Annotated in this window: 15 protein-coding genes and 1 other RNA gene; 9 read left to right on the forward strand and 7 right to left on the reverse strand. The window is 29.2% G+C overall.

The features are described from left to right. The first annotated feature begins 60 nt into the window (after window positions 1–60). Together CAQ16704_RS06405 and CAQ16704_RS06410 are read left to right on the forward strand one after the other, a co-directional pair. Window positions 61–465, forward strand: coding sequence for an acyl-CoA thioesterase (locus CAQ16704_RS06405; protein ID WP_039667405.1), 405 nt, complete (start codon window positions 61–63; stop codon window positions 463–465). Between the two features lie 64 nt (window positions 466–529). After that, on the forward strand, window positions 530–1,459 hold the full coding sequence (locus CAQ16704_RS06410; RefSeq protein ID WP_039619082.1) for a ribose-phosphate pyrophosphokinase: 930 nt from the start codon (window positions 530–532) through the stop codon (window positions 1,457–1,459). 261 nt (window positions 1,460–1,720) lie between these two features. Here the strand turns inward: CAQ16704_RS06410 and ssrA are convergent. Together ssrA and CAQ16704_RS06415 are read right to left on the reverse strand one after the other, a co-directional pair. Then, window positions 1,721–2,079, reverse strand: a transfer-messenger RNA (tmRNA) gene (gene ssrA / locus CAQ16704_RS08090). A 1-nt stretch (window position 2,080) separates the two neighbouring features. Continuing rightward, window positions 2,081–2,491 carry a hypothetical protein gene (locus tag CAQ16704_RS06415; protein WP_039667406.1) on the reverse strand — a complete coding sequence of 137 codons (411 nt, stop codon included), beginning with the start codon at window positions 2,489–2,491 and terminating at the stop codon, window positions 2,081–2,083. An 86-nt stretch (window positions 2,492–2,577) separates the two neighbouring features. Here CAQ16704_RS06415 and ruvB point away from each other — a divergent pair, with 86 nt between their 5' ends. Together ruvB and CAQ16704_RS06425 are read left to right on the forward strand one after the other, a co-directional pair. Next, window positions 2,578–3,588 carry a Holliday junction branch migration DNA helicase RuvB gene (gene ruvB, locus CAQ16704_RS06420; RefSeq protein ID WP_039667407.1) on the forward strand — a complete coding sequence of 337 codons (1,011 nt, stop codon included), beginning with the start codon at window positions 2,578–2,580 and terminating at the stop codon, window positions 3,586–3,588. Further along, on the forward strand, window positions 3,578–4,621 hold the full coding sequence (locus CAQ16704_RS06425) for an AI-2E family transporter (protein WP_039667408.1): 1,044 nt from the start codon (window positions 3,578–3,580) through the stop codon (window positions 4,619–4,621). Before ruvB ends, CAQ16704_RS06425 begins: the two co-directional genes overlap by 11 nt. Before the next feature lie 27 nt (window positions 4,622–4,648). Here the strand turns inward: CAQ16704_RS06425 and CAQ16704_RS06430 are convergent, their stop codons facing one another. Beyond that, on the reverse strand, window positions 4,649–7,834 hold the full coding sequence (locus CAQ16704_RS06430; RefSeq protein ID WP_039667409.1) for a two-partner secretion domain-containing protein: 3,186 nt from the start codon (window positions 7,832–7,834) through the stop codon (window positions 4,649–4,651). 71 nt (window positions 7,835–7,905) lie between these two features. Then, on the reverse strand, window positions 7,906–9,201 hold the full coding sequence (locus CAQ16704_RS06435; RefSeq protein ID WP_039667410.1) for an MFS transporter: 1,296 nt from the start codon (window positions 9,199–9,201) through the stop codon (window positions 7,906–7,908). Between the two features lie 76 nt (window positions 9,202–9,277). Between CAQ16704_RS06435 and CAQ16704_RS06440 the strand changes: the two genes are divergently transcribed. Continuing rightward, entirely contained in the window at window positions 9,278–9,889 is a 612-nt protein-coding gene (locus tag CAQ16704_RS06440) for a non-canonical purine NTP pyrophosphatase (RefSeq protein ID WP_039667411.1), read from the forward strand. 44 nt (window positions 9,890–9,933) lie between these two features. Here CAQ16704_RS06440 and CAQ16704_RS06445 read toward each other — a convergent pair whose 3' ends face one another. Genes CAQ16704_RS06445 through CAQ16704_RS06455 form a run of 3 tightly spaced genes read right to left on the reverse strand, consistent with a single transcriptional unit; the run spans window position 9,934 to window position 13,597 of the window. Then, window positions 9,934–12,360: an efflux RND transporter permease subunit gene (locus CAQ16704_RS06445; protein WP_039667412.1), complete on the reverse strand. Its 2,427-nt coding sequence runs from the start codon at window positions 12,358–12,360 to the stop codon at window positions 9,934–9,936. Continuing rightward, the gene (locus tag CAQ16704_RS06450) at window positions 12,360–12,929 is read right to left on the reverse strand and encodes a transporter, toluene tolerance family (protein ID WP_039667413.1); all 570 of its coding nucleotides are present in this window, start codon (window positions 12,927–12,929) and stop codon (window positions 12,360–12,362) included. The genes CAQ16704_RS06445 and CAQ16704_RS06450 overlap by 1 nt, the downstream gene beginning before the upstream one ends. Then, window positions 12,929–13,597, reverse strand: coding sequence for an MlaA family lipoprotein (locus tag CAQ16704_RS06455; protein ID WP_039667414.1), 669 nt, complete (start codon window positions 13,595–13,597; stop codon window positions 12,929–12,931). Before CAQ16704_RS06455 ends, CAQ16704_RS06450 begins: the two co-directional genes overlap by 1 nt. Before the next feature lie 245 nt (window positions 13,598–13,842). Between CAQ16704_RS06455 and modA the strand changes: the two genes are divergently transcribed. From modA to CAQ16704_RS06475, 4 genes are all read left to right on the forward strand, one after another. Beyond that, on the forward strand, window positions 13,843–14,589 hold the full coding sequence (gene modA / locus CAQ16704_RS06460; protein ID WP_052245027.1) for a molybdate ABC transporter substrate-binding protein: 747 nt from the start codon (window positions 13,843–13,845) through the stop codon (window positions 14,587–14,589). Beyond that, a complete protein-coding gene (locus CAQ16704_RS06465; RefSeq protein WP_039667415.1) occupies window positions 14,586–14,975 on the forward strand; it encodes a hypothetical protein in 390 nt (129 codons plus the stop codon). Before modA ends, CAQ16704_RS06465 begins: the two co-directional genes overlap by 4 nt. Further along, window positions 14,969–15,823 (forward strand): sulfate/molybdate ABC transporter ATP-binding protein, encoded by an 855-nt coding sequence (locus CAQ16704_RS06470; protein ID WP_039667416.1) that lies wholly within the window; start codon window positions 14,969–14,971, stop codon window positions 15,821–15,823. The genes CAQ16704_RS06465 and CAQ16704_RS06470 overlap by 7 nt, the downstream gene beginning before the upstream one ends. A gap of 185 nt (window positions 15,824–16,008) precedes the next feature. Then, the gene (locus tag CAQ16704_RS06475; protein WP_039667417.1) at window positions 16,009–16,323 is read left to right on the forward strand and encodes a DMT family transporter; all 315 of its coding nucleotides are present in this window, start codon (window positions 16,009–16,011) and stop codon (window positions 16,321–16,323) included. Window positions 16,324–16,333 lie beyond the last annotated feature (10 nt).

Genomic DNA, 16,333 nt, shown 5'->3' on the forward strand with positions numbered 1-16,333 from the left:
TTCCTTTTTATATTTTTAAAACTTAATTATAATATTTTTTTGAAAACACAAGGAGAATGTATGAAAGATATGGGAGAGCCTAAGCTAAGAGTTATAGCAATGCCAAGCAATACAAACCCTGCTGGCAATATCTTTGGAGGTTGGATCATGTCTCAAATTGATCTAGCCGGAGCTATTGCCGCAAGAGAACTTTCCCCGCAAAGAGTTGTAACAGTTGCAGTTGATAAAATCATTTTTAAAGAGCCAATTTTCGTAGGTGATTTGGTATCTTGCTATGCAAAAATCATCAAAGCAGGTAATACTTCTATTACCGTAGAAGTAGAAGTAGTTACCCAAAGAGCTAATGAATATGGCCGTGTGTATTGTATGCATGTAACTTCAGCTGTAGTAACTTATGTAAGCGTAGATAAAGATGGAAATAAATTTCCTATTGATACTGATTTAAAAAGATTGCACGGCTTTTAATATGTTTTATTGTATTTTTAAAAAACTTTTTATATCATCACAAAAAACTTTCTAAGGCTTATATATGCGTGGATATAAAATATTTTCTGGTTCAGCAAATGAAGAATTTGCTAAAAAAATCTCAAAATACCTTTCATTGCCTCTAAGCAATGCAGGTGTGAAGCGTTTTAGTGATGGTGAAATTAGCATTCAAATAGATGAAAGTGTGCGTGGTAAAGATGTCTTTATCATTCAAAGTACCTGTGCCCCAACCAATGATAATCTAATGGAACTTTTAATCATGACTGATGCATTGCGTCGCTCAAGTGCAAGCTCTATCACAGCTATCATCCCTTATTTTGGCTATGCTAGACAAGATAGAAAAGCAAGCCCTAGGGTACCTATTACTGCAAAATTAGTAGCAAATCTTATAGAATCAGCCGGTGTGGATAGAGTAGCTACCATAGACTTACATGCTGGACAAATTCAAGGCTTTTTTGATATACCTGTGGATAATCTTTATGGAAGTATTATTTTTAATGATTATATCAAAAATAAAAATTATAAAAATCCTATCATTGCAAGTCCTGATATAGGCGGTATAGCAAGAGCTAGAAGCGTAGCAAAAGCTTTGGGGCTTGATATAGTTATAGTAGATAAAAGACGCGAAAAAGCTAATGAAAGCGAAGTGATGAATGTCATTGGTGATGTAAAAGATAAAGAAGTGATTTTAGTAGATGATATCATCGATACAGCAGGAACCATAGTAAAAGCTGCTGAAGTATTTAAAAGCAAAGGTGCAAAGTCAGTTATAGCTTGCTGTACTCACCCTGTGCTTAGTGGCGTAGCTTATGAAAGAATAGCCAAAGATGCGCTTGATGAGCTAGTAGTAACTGACACTATACCTTTAAAACAACAAATGGATAAAATCAAAGTCCTAAGCGTAGCACCTATTTTTGGCGAGGTAATACGCAGAGTTTATCACAATGAAAGTGTAAATTCTTTATTTGTATAAATTTCTTTGCAAGGATAGCCTTGCAAAGAAAACTAAAATTTTACTTTGTAGTTGTAATTTTATCATTGACTAAAAATATATTTTATTGATTATAACAAGTTAATATAATTAAAAAATTATAATATTTTGTCTTATTATAGCAATCATCTATTCTATTTTAATAATGTTTGTATTTATAATATTAATTTGATATTTTAAGCTTTATTACTCTTTATCTTATTTATTGATTAAAAAATGCATTAGTAAAGACAAGCTAATTATTGGTGGAGACGAGGGGAATTGAACCCCTGTCCAAAAATAAAACAACCACGGCATCTACATGCTTAGCAAAGGTGAAAAATTCATCTAGCTAAACTCACCTTCCAAAATTTCAAGCTAGACTAAGACTTCAACTTCAATCAAAACTTGTCAAATTTCAATCTACACTATCAAAAATGACCAAATTCCAAGCTAGATAGTATCACTTAAAATTCAGGCTCAACTGAACTTACGCAACTTTAGCGTAAGCAGGAGCAAATTTAACGTTGTTTGCGTTTAATTTTAATTTGAGCTTTATACGCTTTGCTCAAAGCGACATGCCACCAAGGCCACTCTACTCCTGTCGAAGCCAAGTCGTCCCCATTATTTAGAAATTTTATCAGGAACATTTGCAATTTGAGGATTAAACACGCTTAAAAAAGAAGCATTTTTTTCATAATCACTACAATACTTATCAAGCTGTTCGCCCACTAAAAACATCCAATCCACAAATTCATCACTAGCAGGACCATCAAATTTAGCTGCTTCTTGCATAATCTCTTCACAAAAAGTACAAAAATTTGTAATCTCATCTAAATTTAGTCTTTTAGCTGCCCAAACTACATTATGGATATTTTGCTCTAGGTCTTTTAAGGCTTCTTTGTATTTTAAGCTATCACTGCTTAGCTTTACTATCAAAGGCTCTAAAATATCGCAAAGACTTCTAAAAAAGTATAAAAAACGCTCAATTTCTTCAAGCTCGTAATCTAACTCTAATTGCTCTAAAATTCCCATAAAAACTTCTATAATTAAGTTTAAATGTTTATTTTAGCAAATTTTAGATAAAATTAAAATTTCTTACAAAATAAAATGGAAAAAATATGGATAGAATCGTAGAGATTGAAAAATTTTCCCCTGATGAAACTTATGAAACAAGCCTAAGGCCTTCAAATTTTGACGGCTATATAGGACAAGAAAACATTAAAAAAAATTTAGAAATTTTTATCAAAGCTGCTAAAAAAAGAAATGAATGTTTAGATCATATCCTTTTTAGCGGACCTGCAGGACTTGGTAAAACAACTTTAGCAAACATTATCTCTTATGAAATGAATGCAAATATCAAAACTACAGCAGCCCCTATGATAGAAAAAAGCGGGGATTTAGCAGCGATTTTAACTAATCTTAGCGAAGGAGATATTTTATTTATCGATGAAATTCATCGTTTAAGTCCTGCTATAGAAGAAGTGCTTTATCCTGCTATGGAAGACTTTCGCCTTGATATTATCATAGGTAGTGGCCCTGCCGCACAAACGATAAAAATCGATTTGCCTAAATTTACACTCATTGGAGCTACTACAAGAGCAGGTATGCTAAGCAATCCTTTACGCGATCGCTTTGGTATGCAATTTCGCTTAGAATTTTATAAAAATGAAGAACTTGCCATCATTTTAGAAAAAGCAGCTCTAAAGCTTAATAAAACTTGTGAAAAAAAAGCTTCTTTAGAGATAGCCAAACGCAGTCGTTCTACCCCAAGAATTGCCCTAAGACTTCTAAAAAGAGTAAGAGATTTTGCTGATGTAAATGATGAAGAAATTATCAGCGAAAAAAGAGCTAAAGAGGCGCTTGATTGTTTAGGAGTAAATGAGCTTGGTTTTGATGCGATGGATTTAAGGTATTTGGAGCTTTTAACCGAAGCCAAAAGAAAACCTATAGGGCTTTCTAGTATAGCAGCAGCATTAAGCGAAGATGAAAATACTATAGAAGATGTGATAGAGCCGTATTTGCTAGCAAATGGCTATATAGAAAGGACAGCCAAAGGACGCATAGCGAGTTTAAAAAGCTTTGATGTATTAAAATTAAAATATAATAAAGGTTTATTTGATGAAAAATAGTAATTTTTTCTTAATTAGTTTTATATTGATTATTTTATTTTGGGTGCTTTATTTGTTTAAACCTTTTTTGATGAATATTGCCATAGCTAGTTTGATGGCTGTTTCAACTTCAAACATTAATATAAAATTTCTTAAAATTTTCAAAGGCAAAAAAGTCGTTGCTGCAGCAGCTACGACTATATTTATGTTAGCATTGTTTTTTATACCTTTTGTATATGCTATTATAGAATTAGTTAAAGCTGCAAAAGGTTTTGATATAAGCTATTTTCATAATACTTTAGAGTATCTTAAAAATTATTCTTTGCATTTACCTGAAACTTTAAGCTTTATAGAACCAAAAATCAAAGAAGCCTTAACAAGCATTGATTTAAATTCTATCTCTAAAAATGTCTTAACCTATCTTTCTAGCATAACTAAATTCGGAACTAAATTTCTAACAGATATGGTATTAATTTGCATATTTTACTTCTTTGCTAATCTTTATGGAACGCAACTCATTGGTTATATCAAAACCATAGTTCCTATGAAAAAAGAAGAAACACAAGGCATTTTAAGCGAAGTGAGTAATGTAATGTCTGTGGTGTTTTATTCTATGGTATTAAATGCTATTTTACAAGGGGTGCTTTTTGCCATCATCACTAAATTTTATGGATATGATGCTATTTTAATGGGGATATTATTTTGTTTTAGCTCTTTAATCCCAGTAGTAGGCGGGGCTTTAGTTTATGTGCCTGTTTCTTTATATGAATTTGCAAACAACAACCTAAGCGGTGCTTTAGTGATTTTCATCTATAGCGTGGTAATGATTTCTTTTACAGCAGATACTTTAGTAAAACCTTACATCATCAAATGGATTAATAAAAAACTAGTTCAAATCCCAACACAAATCAACGAACTTTTGATTTTCTTTGCAATGATAGCAGGAATTTCAAGTTTTGGTTTTTGGGGTATTATACTCGGTCCTGCTATTTTGACTTTTTTTATTTCAACTTTAAAATTATATGTGCTTTTAAAAGAAAGACATTTTGTATAATCTATACTGCCAAAGCAGTATAGATTGCTACATTTCTCCTACTACACAAGGATTCATAGTTTTAAAATTATCACTTACTATACAAATTTGCATTAGGGCTGTTTCTTCTACTTCTTCTTTTTCGTTTTCTTCATATTCAAAAGTAGGTGTTTGTTTTTGAGCATTAGCTACTTGGCGTGATACTTTTTTATAGTCTTCATTTTCATTACCATTAACTATTACTTCATCTAAATTAGGTGTAAGTAAGGCTAAGTTTTTAAACTCACCTTTTATTTTAAAGTGATTATTTGAATCAGTGCTTGTTTTGCTTTGCCAAGTTTGTAATAATTCTTGATTATTATTTATACTAGCAAAAAGTTCTTTACTAAGATTATCTAATCTATCTACTTCAGCTTTTAAAGAATTTAAAGTTGCATCATTTTTTAAGCTAGGATTTTCATTGACTTTTTTAACATAGTCATTATATTTAGCTATAGCTGTTTTTAATTGTTCTTGAGCTGTTTTTAAATCTGTTATGTTTTGATTATAATCAACAACTAAATTTTTTAAATCACCACTTAAAAAATCAAATAAATCATTTTTGTTTTTGATTACTTTTTTAGTATTAGTTACTAAAGTGTTTTTAACACTTAAACCATTTGCTTCAAATTTATCATTACTTGCAGTACTTAAGCCATTGTTTTCATAAGCTAAAAGAAAGTCTAAACTTTGAACTACTTCTAAAGCTTTTGTTGTATTTCCTTTTAGAAAGTATTTAGCTATAAAGTTAGCTTTTTGTTCCTCATTCATATTAGTATAGTTAGTTTTTTCTTTAAGCATATTAAGTAAATTAGCTATGTTAATTTCATAATGATTATTGGTAATATCATTTATGATTTCATTGACTATGTTTTGGTGTAAATCATTTTCATCTAATTTTACATTAGTATCTGTAAGATTAGGTGGGGTAGTTGGGTTAGATGGTGGGGTAGGTCTGCTTATAGTATTTGCTTTAGATAAAAAGTCTTGGTATGAACTTTGTTGATTTGAGTTATTGTAAGTGTGAATTTGGATTTTATCATTGGTATTACCCCAGTAATTTCTATCTGTAATTGCATTAGTTAAATCATTTGTATGATGATAGATATGGACATTAGTAAAGGTAGGATTAGCACCAGTAAAATAACCTCTACCAAAGAATTTACCTATATAATTTTGCCTACCACCACTTGCACTTATACTCATATTTGGATTAAAAAATATATAAATGTTTTCGAAGGTAATTATTGATGAAGTATCATCATTGTAAATATAACCAATAAAACCACCGGCATAACTCTCACTACCACCATAATTACTATTACTACTACTAATATTGCCTATATTATTTAAAGAGATATTGCTAAAGGTTCCATCTATAGCATAACCCGCAAAACCACCAGCATAGCTGACACTAGTAAGACCACTACCACTAATATTACCTATATTATTTAAAGAAATATTACTAAAGGTTCCACTAGCAAAACCAGCAAAACCACCAGCATAGCTATCACTATAATCATCACTACTACCACTAATATTGCCTATATTATTTAAAGAAATATTACTAAAGGTTCCATTACTAGCATAACCCGCAAAACCACCAGTATAGCTGACACTAGTAGTACTACTAATACTACTACTAATATTGCCTATATTATTTAAAGAAATATTACTAAAGGTTCCACGATAAGCATAACCACCAACAAAACCACCAGCACGAATATCTCTATAACCACTACCACTAATACTACTTATGTTATTTAAAGAAATGTTGCTAAAGGATACATCACCAGCATTACCAGCAAAACCACCGATATAGCTAAAACCAACACTACTACTACTACTACTAATATCCCCTATATTATTTAAAGAAATATTGCTAAAGGTTCCATTACTAGCAAAACCAACAAAACCACCAACTCGAGCACCATCAGTAGCCTTTATCCCACCACCCATATAATCTACATTAATATTTTTAATAGTAGCATTATTAGTAGAACCAAATATACCAACAAAATAGGGTTTATTGCTTAAAGAACTTGTGTCTATATTGATATTTTTTAAAGTATAGCCTTGTCCATCAAAGGTTTTAGCAAAAGAAGTAACTATCATAGAAGTACAACCTAAACCATTTAAACAATAATTAGCATAGTTTTGCCAGTCTCTACCTTCTACTCCTTGTCCTTTGTTACCACTAAAATCCACATTCCCTACTAATCTAAACTCATCAACACTTTGTGTATCACCTATATATTCATTCCACCCTTTAGCAAAGTAAAACCATTCTGTAGCATTAGCTTTTTCATTTTCCATATTACCTATAGTTAGGACTTTTTTGAAGTTATTACTTCCATTATGAGTTTGTCCGTTAGTTTCTGTATAGTTTGTATTTTGTATATTGGTGTAATTTCCAAAATTATAATTATCATTAGCAAATTTATTCATTTGTCTTTGTATATAACCATTTTGTGTAGCTGTTACATTTATAGTTGAATTTAAATTAGCACTATCTGCATCTATATATACATTATTTCCTACTAAGTGTGTAGTAGAATTAGCATTACCTAGCTTACCACCTTGTATATCTACTTTATTACCTATAAGCAATACTTTATCTGCTTTAATATTACCCATATTAACTACATTACCTAATTTATTAGGTTTAAATACAGGTGAGAAAGTATGAGCATTTTCATAAGTTAAATTTTTAAATGTTGTATAATCTGCATTATTTAAAGATGAAGTAGAAGCCACAAAGCGATTAGCATTGATAGTTCCTGTTTTAGTAATGATTACTCCATTAGGATTGATTAAAAATACATTATTACCATTAGCATTTAATAAACCAGCTATAGTAGATTTACTTGTTCCATGAGCAATGTTTAGATAGTTTTTATTAGATCCATTAAAATTTACACTCTCACCTTGATTAATACTAAATCCACCACCCCATTGAATGACAGAACTAACTTTATGACCATTAATATTCATAGTATTACCATTAATGTTTATAGTTCCTGTTGTTCCATGAGTAAATTTACCTCCACTAGGTAAAGCAAATGTAGATGAAAAAAGTAAAGAAGCGACTATATTTGAAAGTAGAATTTGTTTTGATAATTTTTTATAAGAAGAGGTTAAATCAAGATTATTCGATCCCCAACACACCCCCCCCCGTGAAGATAGCTTTAACATTGTAGTTCCTTTAAGCTAAAATTTTATGTATGTTAATATTATATTTATAAATTTTTACTTAAATTAATGTGTTAAAATTTAGTTTTAAGTTCATCTTCGCTTGTGATTTTTTTATCATATTTTATCACTAAGAATTTAGAGTTTTTATACACATCTAAAACTCCATTTAAATTTTTAATCATATTTAAATCGTGCTTAGTATCTAAAGATAAGTAGATATTTTTAAAATCTGCTGGGCTTTGTAAAAATAAAAGCAATACAAACCAAATTAGTGATAAAACGATTAACACAAAGGCTAAATTTACTAAACTAAAATGGTGTAAAAAATACCCTCCTACAACACCACCTAAAAAGCTTCCAAAATACCCAAAAGCATTAAACACACCCAAGGCTGCACCCTTTTCATTTACCTTGGCAAATTTACTCGCACAGCTTTGCATAATAGGCTCATGCAAATTAAATCCTATAAAAAATACTACAACACCTATCATAAACACTACTGCATTATGCGAAAAAGCAAATATAATATAAGCGATGATGAAAAATGCTACTCCTAAAAGCAGTATTTCTTTGCTTAAACCTCTTTTTTCCCCTAAAGAGCCTGATAAACCCATAGCTAAAAAACCAAGTACCATAGAGCTAACATAAACATGCCATAAATTTTCGCTTGGGTAGTTAAACTCATGCACCAAAACCAAAGGTATGCTTAAAAAAGCTATACTCATAAGCATTTTTTGCATACAATTAGTAAGATTCATTAAAGCTAGGTTTTTTTCTTTTAGAAGTTTTTTTAATGGGGTTTTAGTATTTTCATGTACTATTGTATGTTCTTTTGGCACTACGCTAAACAAAAGCACGATACAAACTAAACTTAAAATAGCACTCAAATCAAATAAGCTCGAAAGCCCAAATTTAGCACTCATTAATGGTGAAAGCACTAAAGAAGTTGCAAAAGAAAGTCCTATAAAAGACCCCATGATAGCCATAGCCTTACCGCGATTTTCTTCATTGATAAAATCACTAATCATGGCAGTAGCAACAGCACCTATAGCACCTGCTCCTTGTAATAATCTTCCAAACATCATAGTATAAATATCATTAGCATACGAGCAAACTAAAGAACCTATGATAAATATCACAAGCCCTATAAGCATAGTTTTTTTACGCCCTATTTTATCTGAAAGAATTCCAAAAGGAACTTGTAAAGCCATTTGAGTTAAAGCATATACACCTACCAAAAGCCCCACTAAAAATTCATTAGCCCCTTTTAAATTTAAAGCATATAAACTTAAAACTGGTAAAACTATAAATAAACCAAAAAATCTAGTTCCAACTATAAAAGATAAAGGCAAAACGGTTTTTAACATCTTTTCTCCTTATAAAGGATAATTTTACTATGATTTTGATAAACTTTTTTTAAAGTCAAAACAAAAAGAGAATTTTATGAAAAAAAAATTAAAAATCATTCTAGCAAGTTCTAATACACATAAGATAGAAGAAATTAAAAAAACTCTAACTACTTATGAAATTTATGCACTAAATGAAATCATCACTCCTTTTGAAATCATCGAAGATGGTAAAAGTTTTAAAGAAAATGCTTTGATAAAATCCAAAGCTATTTTTAATGCTTTAGGTAAAAAACAAGATGAGTTTATAACCTTAAGTGATGATAGCGGTATAAGTGTAGAAGCTTTAGATAATGCACCAGGGATTTTTTCAGCAAGATATTCCAAAGAAGGCACAGATGAAGCTAATAGAAACAAACTCATTCAAGCTTTACATAAAAAAAATCTAACTCAAAGTAATGCTTTTTATACTGCAGCTATTGCTATAAGCTCAAAGTATGGACATTTTAGCACACATGGATATATGCATGGTGTTGCTATAGATACTCCAAAGGGAAATAATGGCTTTGGCTATGATCCTTTATTTATCCCAAAAGGTTATGATAAAACTTTAGGCGAGTTAGATGAGAAAATTAAATTAGAAATTTCTCATCGCACACAAGCTTTAAGACTTTGTATTTATATATTAAAAATTATAGAAAAACAATAAACATTATAAATTATGAATTTTTATATTGTTTATGATTTTAAATTTTATACTTTTGCCTTAAAACGATAATAACTTACAATAAAACTTGGCAATAAAAATAAAGCACCAAATAAAAGCAAACTCATAGCCAAAACCGTAAGCAATCCAAAATAAATCGTCGGGATAAAATTACTACTAATCATTACTAAAAAGCCTAAAATAATAGTAACACTAGTATAATAAATAGCACTGCCTATACCAAAATGAGAAGCTTTTATAGCTTCTTCTAAACTTTTATGTTTCAACTCTTCTTTAAAACGATGAATATAATGAATCATATCATCAACCCCTATTCCTATACAAATAGCAGCTATAGTAATACTCATAATATCAAGTGGTATATTTAAAACACCCATTAAGCCAAACACTAAAGCCAAAGGTATGAGATTAGCTAAAATTGCCACAAAAGCATAAACAAAACTTCTAAAAATCACCACAAACAAAGCAAAAATCACAAGCACTACAAAGGCTAAAGTGTCAAATTGAGATGAAAAAAGACTTTGAAGCATATTATTATATAAAGGCATAATACCGCTGATTTTAACCTCTACATTATCATTTTTTAAAAGCTCGTTTAAGTCTTTTTCAAGTTGTTTTAAAAAGGCATCGCGTCTTAAATTTGGATCACTATCTAGCATACGCACACTAAATCTTAACTCATTGTTTTCCACGCTTACAAATGGAGTTAAAACCTGTTTTTTAAAGCTCTCATCTAAATTTTCATATAAAAATGCCAAAGCAAAATCATCTAAAGCTTTACCATCATTGATACTTTTTCCAAGCTCTAATAAACTTTGCAAGCTAAGCACAGAACCAACATATTTTTGCGTACTTAAAAATTCATGCACTTTAGTAGCAATCCTTGTTTTTTCACTACTAAAAAAATACCTATCATCTTTGGCTAAATCATCAAATTCTTGTTCGAATTCATCAACGCTCTCATTTTGCTTTGAGTTATGCTTAAATTTAACAATCACATCTAAAGGCATAGTTCCGCCTAGCTCTTTATCTATAATCAACAAACCTTGTTTTATTCTAGAACTATCTTTAAAATAACTTACAAAGCTATTTTCTACTTTGATTTGTGAAATTCCAAACAAAGCAAATACCACACAAATCACACTTATGCTATAAATAATTTTTCTATGCTTTAAACTTACATTAGCACAAAAACTTAAAAATTTCAAAGAGCTTTGATTGAGTTTTTTAAATTCAAAGCGAGGTAAAAGCATTAAAATACTTGCAAAATATATATAAGCTAAAATCAAACTTATGCTTATACCAAGGCTCATCATAATGCCAAGTTTTATTATAGGCTCTATATCTGAAAATACAAAACTTAAAAATCCAACTATGGTAGTTAAAATAGCAAAAAAACTTGGATTTGCTTTATTTAATAAAGTTGAAAGTAATATTTTATAAACACTTGATTTTGGATGTTTATGTGAATTTTCTATAAAATGTACTATTAGATGAATTACCACAGAAACGCTAATAATAAGCACCAAAGCCACATAGTTTGAAGAAACTATGGTAATATCAAAACCCAAAAGTGCGAAAATTCCACTAGAAGTAAAAAGCGAAATCACACAAATTCCCAAAGCCAAAAACACTAAACGCAAAGAGCCAAAAAACCACCAAAGAACAATAAATAAAAGACCTATCAAACTAAGTCCATAAATTTTTAAATCACTCTTTACATAATCAATCATATCATTAGCAATCATTTCCACACCACCAAGGTGTAAAAAATCTCCATTTTGACTATATTTAGATACTATTTTAGTGATTTCTTCTAGTCTTTTTGCACTAAATTCTCTTGAACTTTCTTGATGTTTTTTTATTAAAGCTCTAAAATGCTCTTTTTCGTTTTCATTTTTTGCACTATCCCTTGATTTAATCAAGTCATTATAAACAAGATCAGGCGCTAGATAAATCAAAATTCCCGTTGTTGTTCCATCTTTTGAGATGATATTGTTTTTATAAAAGGGTTGGTTTAAAATTTCTTTTTTAGCTAGATTAATATCCACATCTTGACTAAAAATATTAGGTATATTTTGAATAAGCTCTTTTAATTCTTTATCTTTAGAACTTGTAAGCAAAGGTGCATTAGTGATAGAAAATACTTTTTCAACCCCTTTAACTTTTGCTAAATCAAAAGTTAAATTTTTGATGGTTTCCAAATTTTCTTTAGTAAAAATATCATTATCTTTGGGAGCAAAAGCAAGCATTAAAAAATTATCATTGCCATAGTGTGCTGAAATTTCTCTATATAGTTTCAAACCCTCATCATGTTCTAAAAGTAAGCTTTCAGCACTTGCATCTACACTTAAATTCTTCGCAAAAAAACTAAAAAATACACAAAAAATTAAAGTAATCCCCAAAGTTAATTTTGGAAAATTAAGAAAAGTTTTTAAAATTTTACTTAGCATTATTTAGAAAAATCAACACTGGAAAGCTTTTCAAGCAAAGTATTAAAATCACTATTTTGTATAATGTCTTTAAATTGAGAACGATATGTTTGTATAATGCTTATACCAAAAATATCCACATCATAAATTTGCCAATCTCCGTTTTTATCATAAAATTTAAAAATTACAAAATTTTCTTTTCCATCGACTATCATAGAAGTTTTTAAAAAGGCTCTTTTATTTTTTTCTTCTAAGCCAACTACCTTTAATTTTTGCGAATCATATAAAGCAAGTTTATCTGTAAAGCTTTTTTTAAGATTTTTTTCAAAAGCCTTATTAAATCGAGTTTTTTCACTCTCGCTTAATTTTTCATACCTTGTAGAAAGACTAAGTTTAGCCATAAGAGTATAATCAAAAACACCATCAAATAAAGCAAAAATTTGCTCTGCGGCTTTATTTTTATCGTTTTTATTTTGATCTAAAATTTTTAAACTCTCATCAATTTTTTCTTGCATAGTTTTTGAAATATCTTGCAAATTTAAAGCAAAAGCAAATGCTATACTAAAAAATAATATTATGATTTTTTTCATTAATTTCCTTGTTTTATAAGTTCTTGACGCTTTTGCTCATAAGCATCGCGTATAAAAATATAATAATCTACACTATTTTGGTAAATATCATCAATTTTTTCATACTCAAAACTTAATTCATTAAGTTTTAATGTAGCATTTACACCTACTCCAAGCCAAAAATTATCTATATAAGCTTCAGGAACTAAAAACCAATCTATGGGTAAAGCTAGAGCATCTCTTACATTAGATGGTCCTAAAATAGGTAAAACCAAATGTGTTCCACTACCTACTCCCCATTTACCCAAAGTCGTTCCAAAATCAACTTCATAACTTTTTAAAGAAGTTTTACTTGCACTATCTAATAAACCAAAACCAAAAATCACATTCACACAAAATCTACCAAATTCCTCGCCTGCCTTTTTAAATTCAAAGCTTAAAAGATGATTAATAATCCTTGCAGGAGATCTTGTAGTATCAAAAACATTTTTTACCCCAGTTCTTACAAAACTTGGTGTGATACTTTTATAAGAAATAGCAATAGGTCTTAAAATATAAGTATAAAGATCATAATTAAATTTACTCATAGCTTTATTATAGGTATAAAAGCTATCTTTAATTTCTTTTTTTTGGTATTCTTGTTCGAAATCTTCAAAGTCATTAGCTATTATTAAAGTGCTAAAAAACATACATAAGCAAATTATATATTTTGACAATTTTTTCCTTGATTTTTATATATAAATAAGAGTGCAAATTATACAAAAATAAAAATAAATTTTGCACTAAAGAATTTTAAATATTCTTATAAAATAAAATAAAAAAAATATTTTGCTATATCCTAGCTCTTACAAAATATGCAAAAAATACAAATTAATTTTTACTTTTAAAAATAAGCTATAATTTTTTGCAAAATTTATTATTAAAAGGATAAAAAGTGAAAAAAATTCTTACACTAATTTTTTTATGTGTTTTTGGGTTTAGTGCTGATGTGAATATTGCTGCGGCTGCAAATGTAGCTTATGCTTTTAAGGCTTTGCAGAAAGAATTTCAAAAACAAAATCCAGATATTAGCATCAACGTAAGCTTAGGAGCAAGTGGAAATTTGGTTTCGCAGATTAAAAACGGAGCACCATTTGATATTTTTATGGCGGCTAATATGAAATTTGCTCAAAATTTATATGATGATAATTTTGCTGTTACAAAGCCTGTTATTTATGCTCAAGGTGCTTTAGCTTTACTAAGCATAAGAATGGATTTAAGCAAAGGATTAGACACACTTAAAGAAGAAAAAGTAAAAATCATCACCATAGCTAATCCCAAAGCAGCTCCTTATGGACAAGCTAGTATAGAAACTTTACAAAATGCTAAAATTTATGAACAAACAAAAGCTAAAATCATTGAAGCAAAATCCATAGGAGAAGCTTTAACTCAAACATTAAAAGCAGCTGATGTGGGTTTTGTAGCAGCAAGTGCTTTATATGAAGATACACTAAAATCTTATAAACTCCAAGAAGGAAAAAATTATATTTTAATCGATCCAAAGCTTTATGAGCCTATTAATCAAGGCATTGTTATAACTTCTTATGGTAAAGATAATGTCAAAGCTAAGAAATTTTATGATTTTATATTAAGTCCTAAGGCTAAGGAGATTTTTAAAGCCTATGGCTACAATGTTCCATGATTAAAGCTAAAATAAAAACTATAAAAAGTCATGAAAATATAAACTGGGTGGAATTTCATACCCAAAAGTATAATTTTTTTATGCTTGCTTTAGAACTTGATGAAAAAGCAAGCATCAACCAAGAAGTTTTGCTTGCTTTTAAAAGTAGCGAATGCCTACTTAGCAAAGAAAGCTTAAACAACTCGTTTTTAAATACTATCTATGCAAAAATCATAAACATTTTCCAAGGACAAGTCATTACCATAATAAGATTAGAAAATGAAATTTGCACCTTTGAAGCACAAATTAGTACTTTTGAATTCTTAGAACAAAATTATCAAGAAAATGAATATATATTTGCTTATATTCATCCTAGTGCTTTATTTATTAAAGAGTATTTATGTTAAAACTTGACTTTGAAAAAATCTTTAAAAACAAAGAAAAAGAATTTAAACTCAAAGTTAAATTTGAAGTTAAAGACGGAGAATTTTGTACTATTTTTGGAAAAAGCGGAAGTGGAAAAACTACACTTTTAAGAATTATTGCTGGTTTTGAAAAAGCACAAGGATTTTGTGCTTTTAATGATAAGGTATTTTTTGATGATAAAAACTTTCTAAGCCCACAAAAAAGAAAAATAGGATTTGTTTTTCAAGATTATGCTTTATTTGAACATATGAATGTAGAGCAAAACTTACTTTTTGCCAAAAAAGATCTAAAATTTGCTAATGAACTTTTAGAGCTTTTAGATTTAAGCAAGCACAAAAAAAGTCATATTTTAGAACTAAGTGGAGGGCAAAAACAACGCGTAGCTTTAGCAAGATCCATTATGCAAAAACCTAAGCTTTTACTTTTAGATGAGCCATTTAGTGCCTTAGATAATGAGATAAAACTGCACTTGCATGATTATCTTTTAAATATACATAAAACTTATAAAATCACTACTATTTTAATCAGCCATGATGTAAGTGAAGTTTATAAACTAGCCAATAAAGTCATCATTTTAGAAAATGGAGCTATCATAAAAAAAGGCTCGCCTAGTGAAGTTTTTTTAAAAACGCAAGGTTCGCAAAAATTTGCCATAAAAGCACGCATTTTAAAACTACAAAAACAAGATAGTATATTTATAGCCATACTTGCCATAGGCAATCAAATCAGCCAAGTAGCACTAAGCCCTTTAGAAGCTAAAGATTTTAAAGAAAATGATGAAGTACTTTTGAGTCAAAAAGCTTTTGCACTAAATTTAACTAAGATATAAAAAATGTTAAAATAAGATAAATTATTGCAAGGTTATAAATGACTTATGGATTTTTTATCTTAAAATTTTATACTAGCTTATGGACAAAATGGAAGGTAAAAACTGCATATGGTTATTTTTTCTACGCCATAGCTCCACCTTTTATCCTTTTATAATTTCATTTTTAATTATTTAAAGGATATAAAATGCATTGGTTGATTTTAGCAATTAGCATAGTTTTTGAAGTGATTGCAACAAGTTCTATGAAATATGCAAGTATTAGTAAAAACAACTTTTATTTAATCATTTTTGCAGTATTTTTTTCTTTTTCTCTAGTAGGGTTGTTTTATGCTTTGAAAAAAATTGATTTAAGTATAGCTTATGCGATTTGGGCAGGTTGTGGTATAACACTTATTAGTATCATGGGCTTTTTAATCTTTAAAGAAGCAATAACCATCAACAAACTTATTTTTATCGTTTTAATCATTACTGGAGTGGTGGGATTAAAACTTAGTGCTTAAGCCTTTTGGC

It is taken from the genome of Campylobacter sp. RM16704 (genome assembly GCF_000816245.1).
In the GTDB taxonomy this organism is placed as follows: domain Bacteria; phylum Campylobacterota; class Campylobacteria; order Campylobacterales; family Campylobacteraceae; genus Campylobacter_D.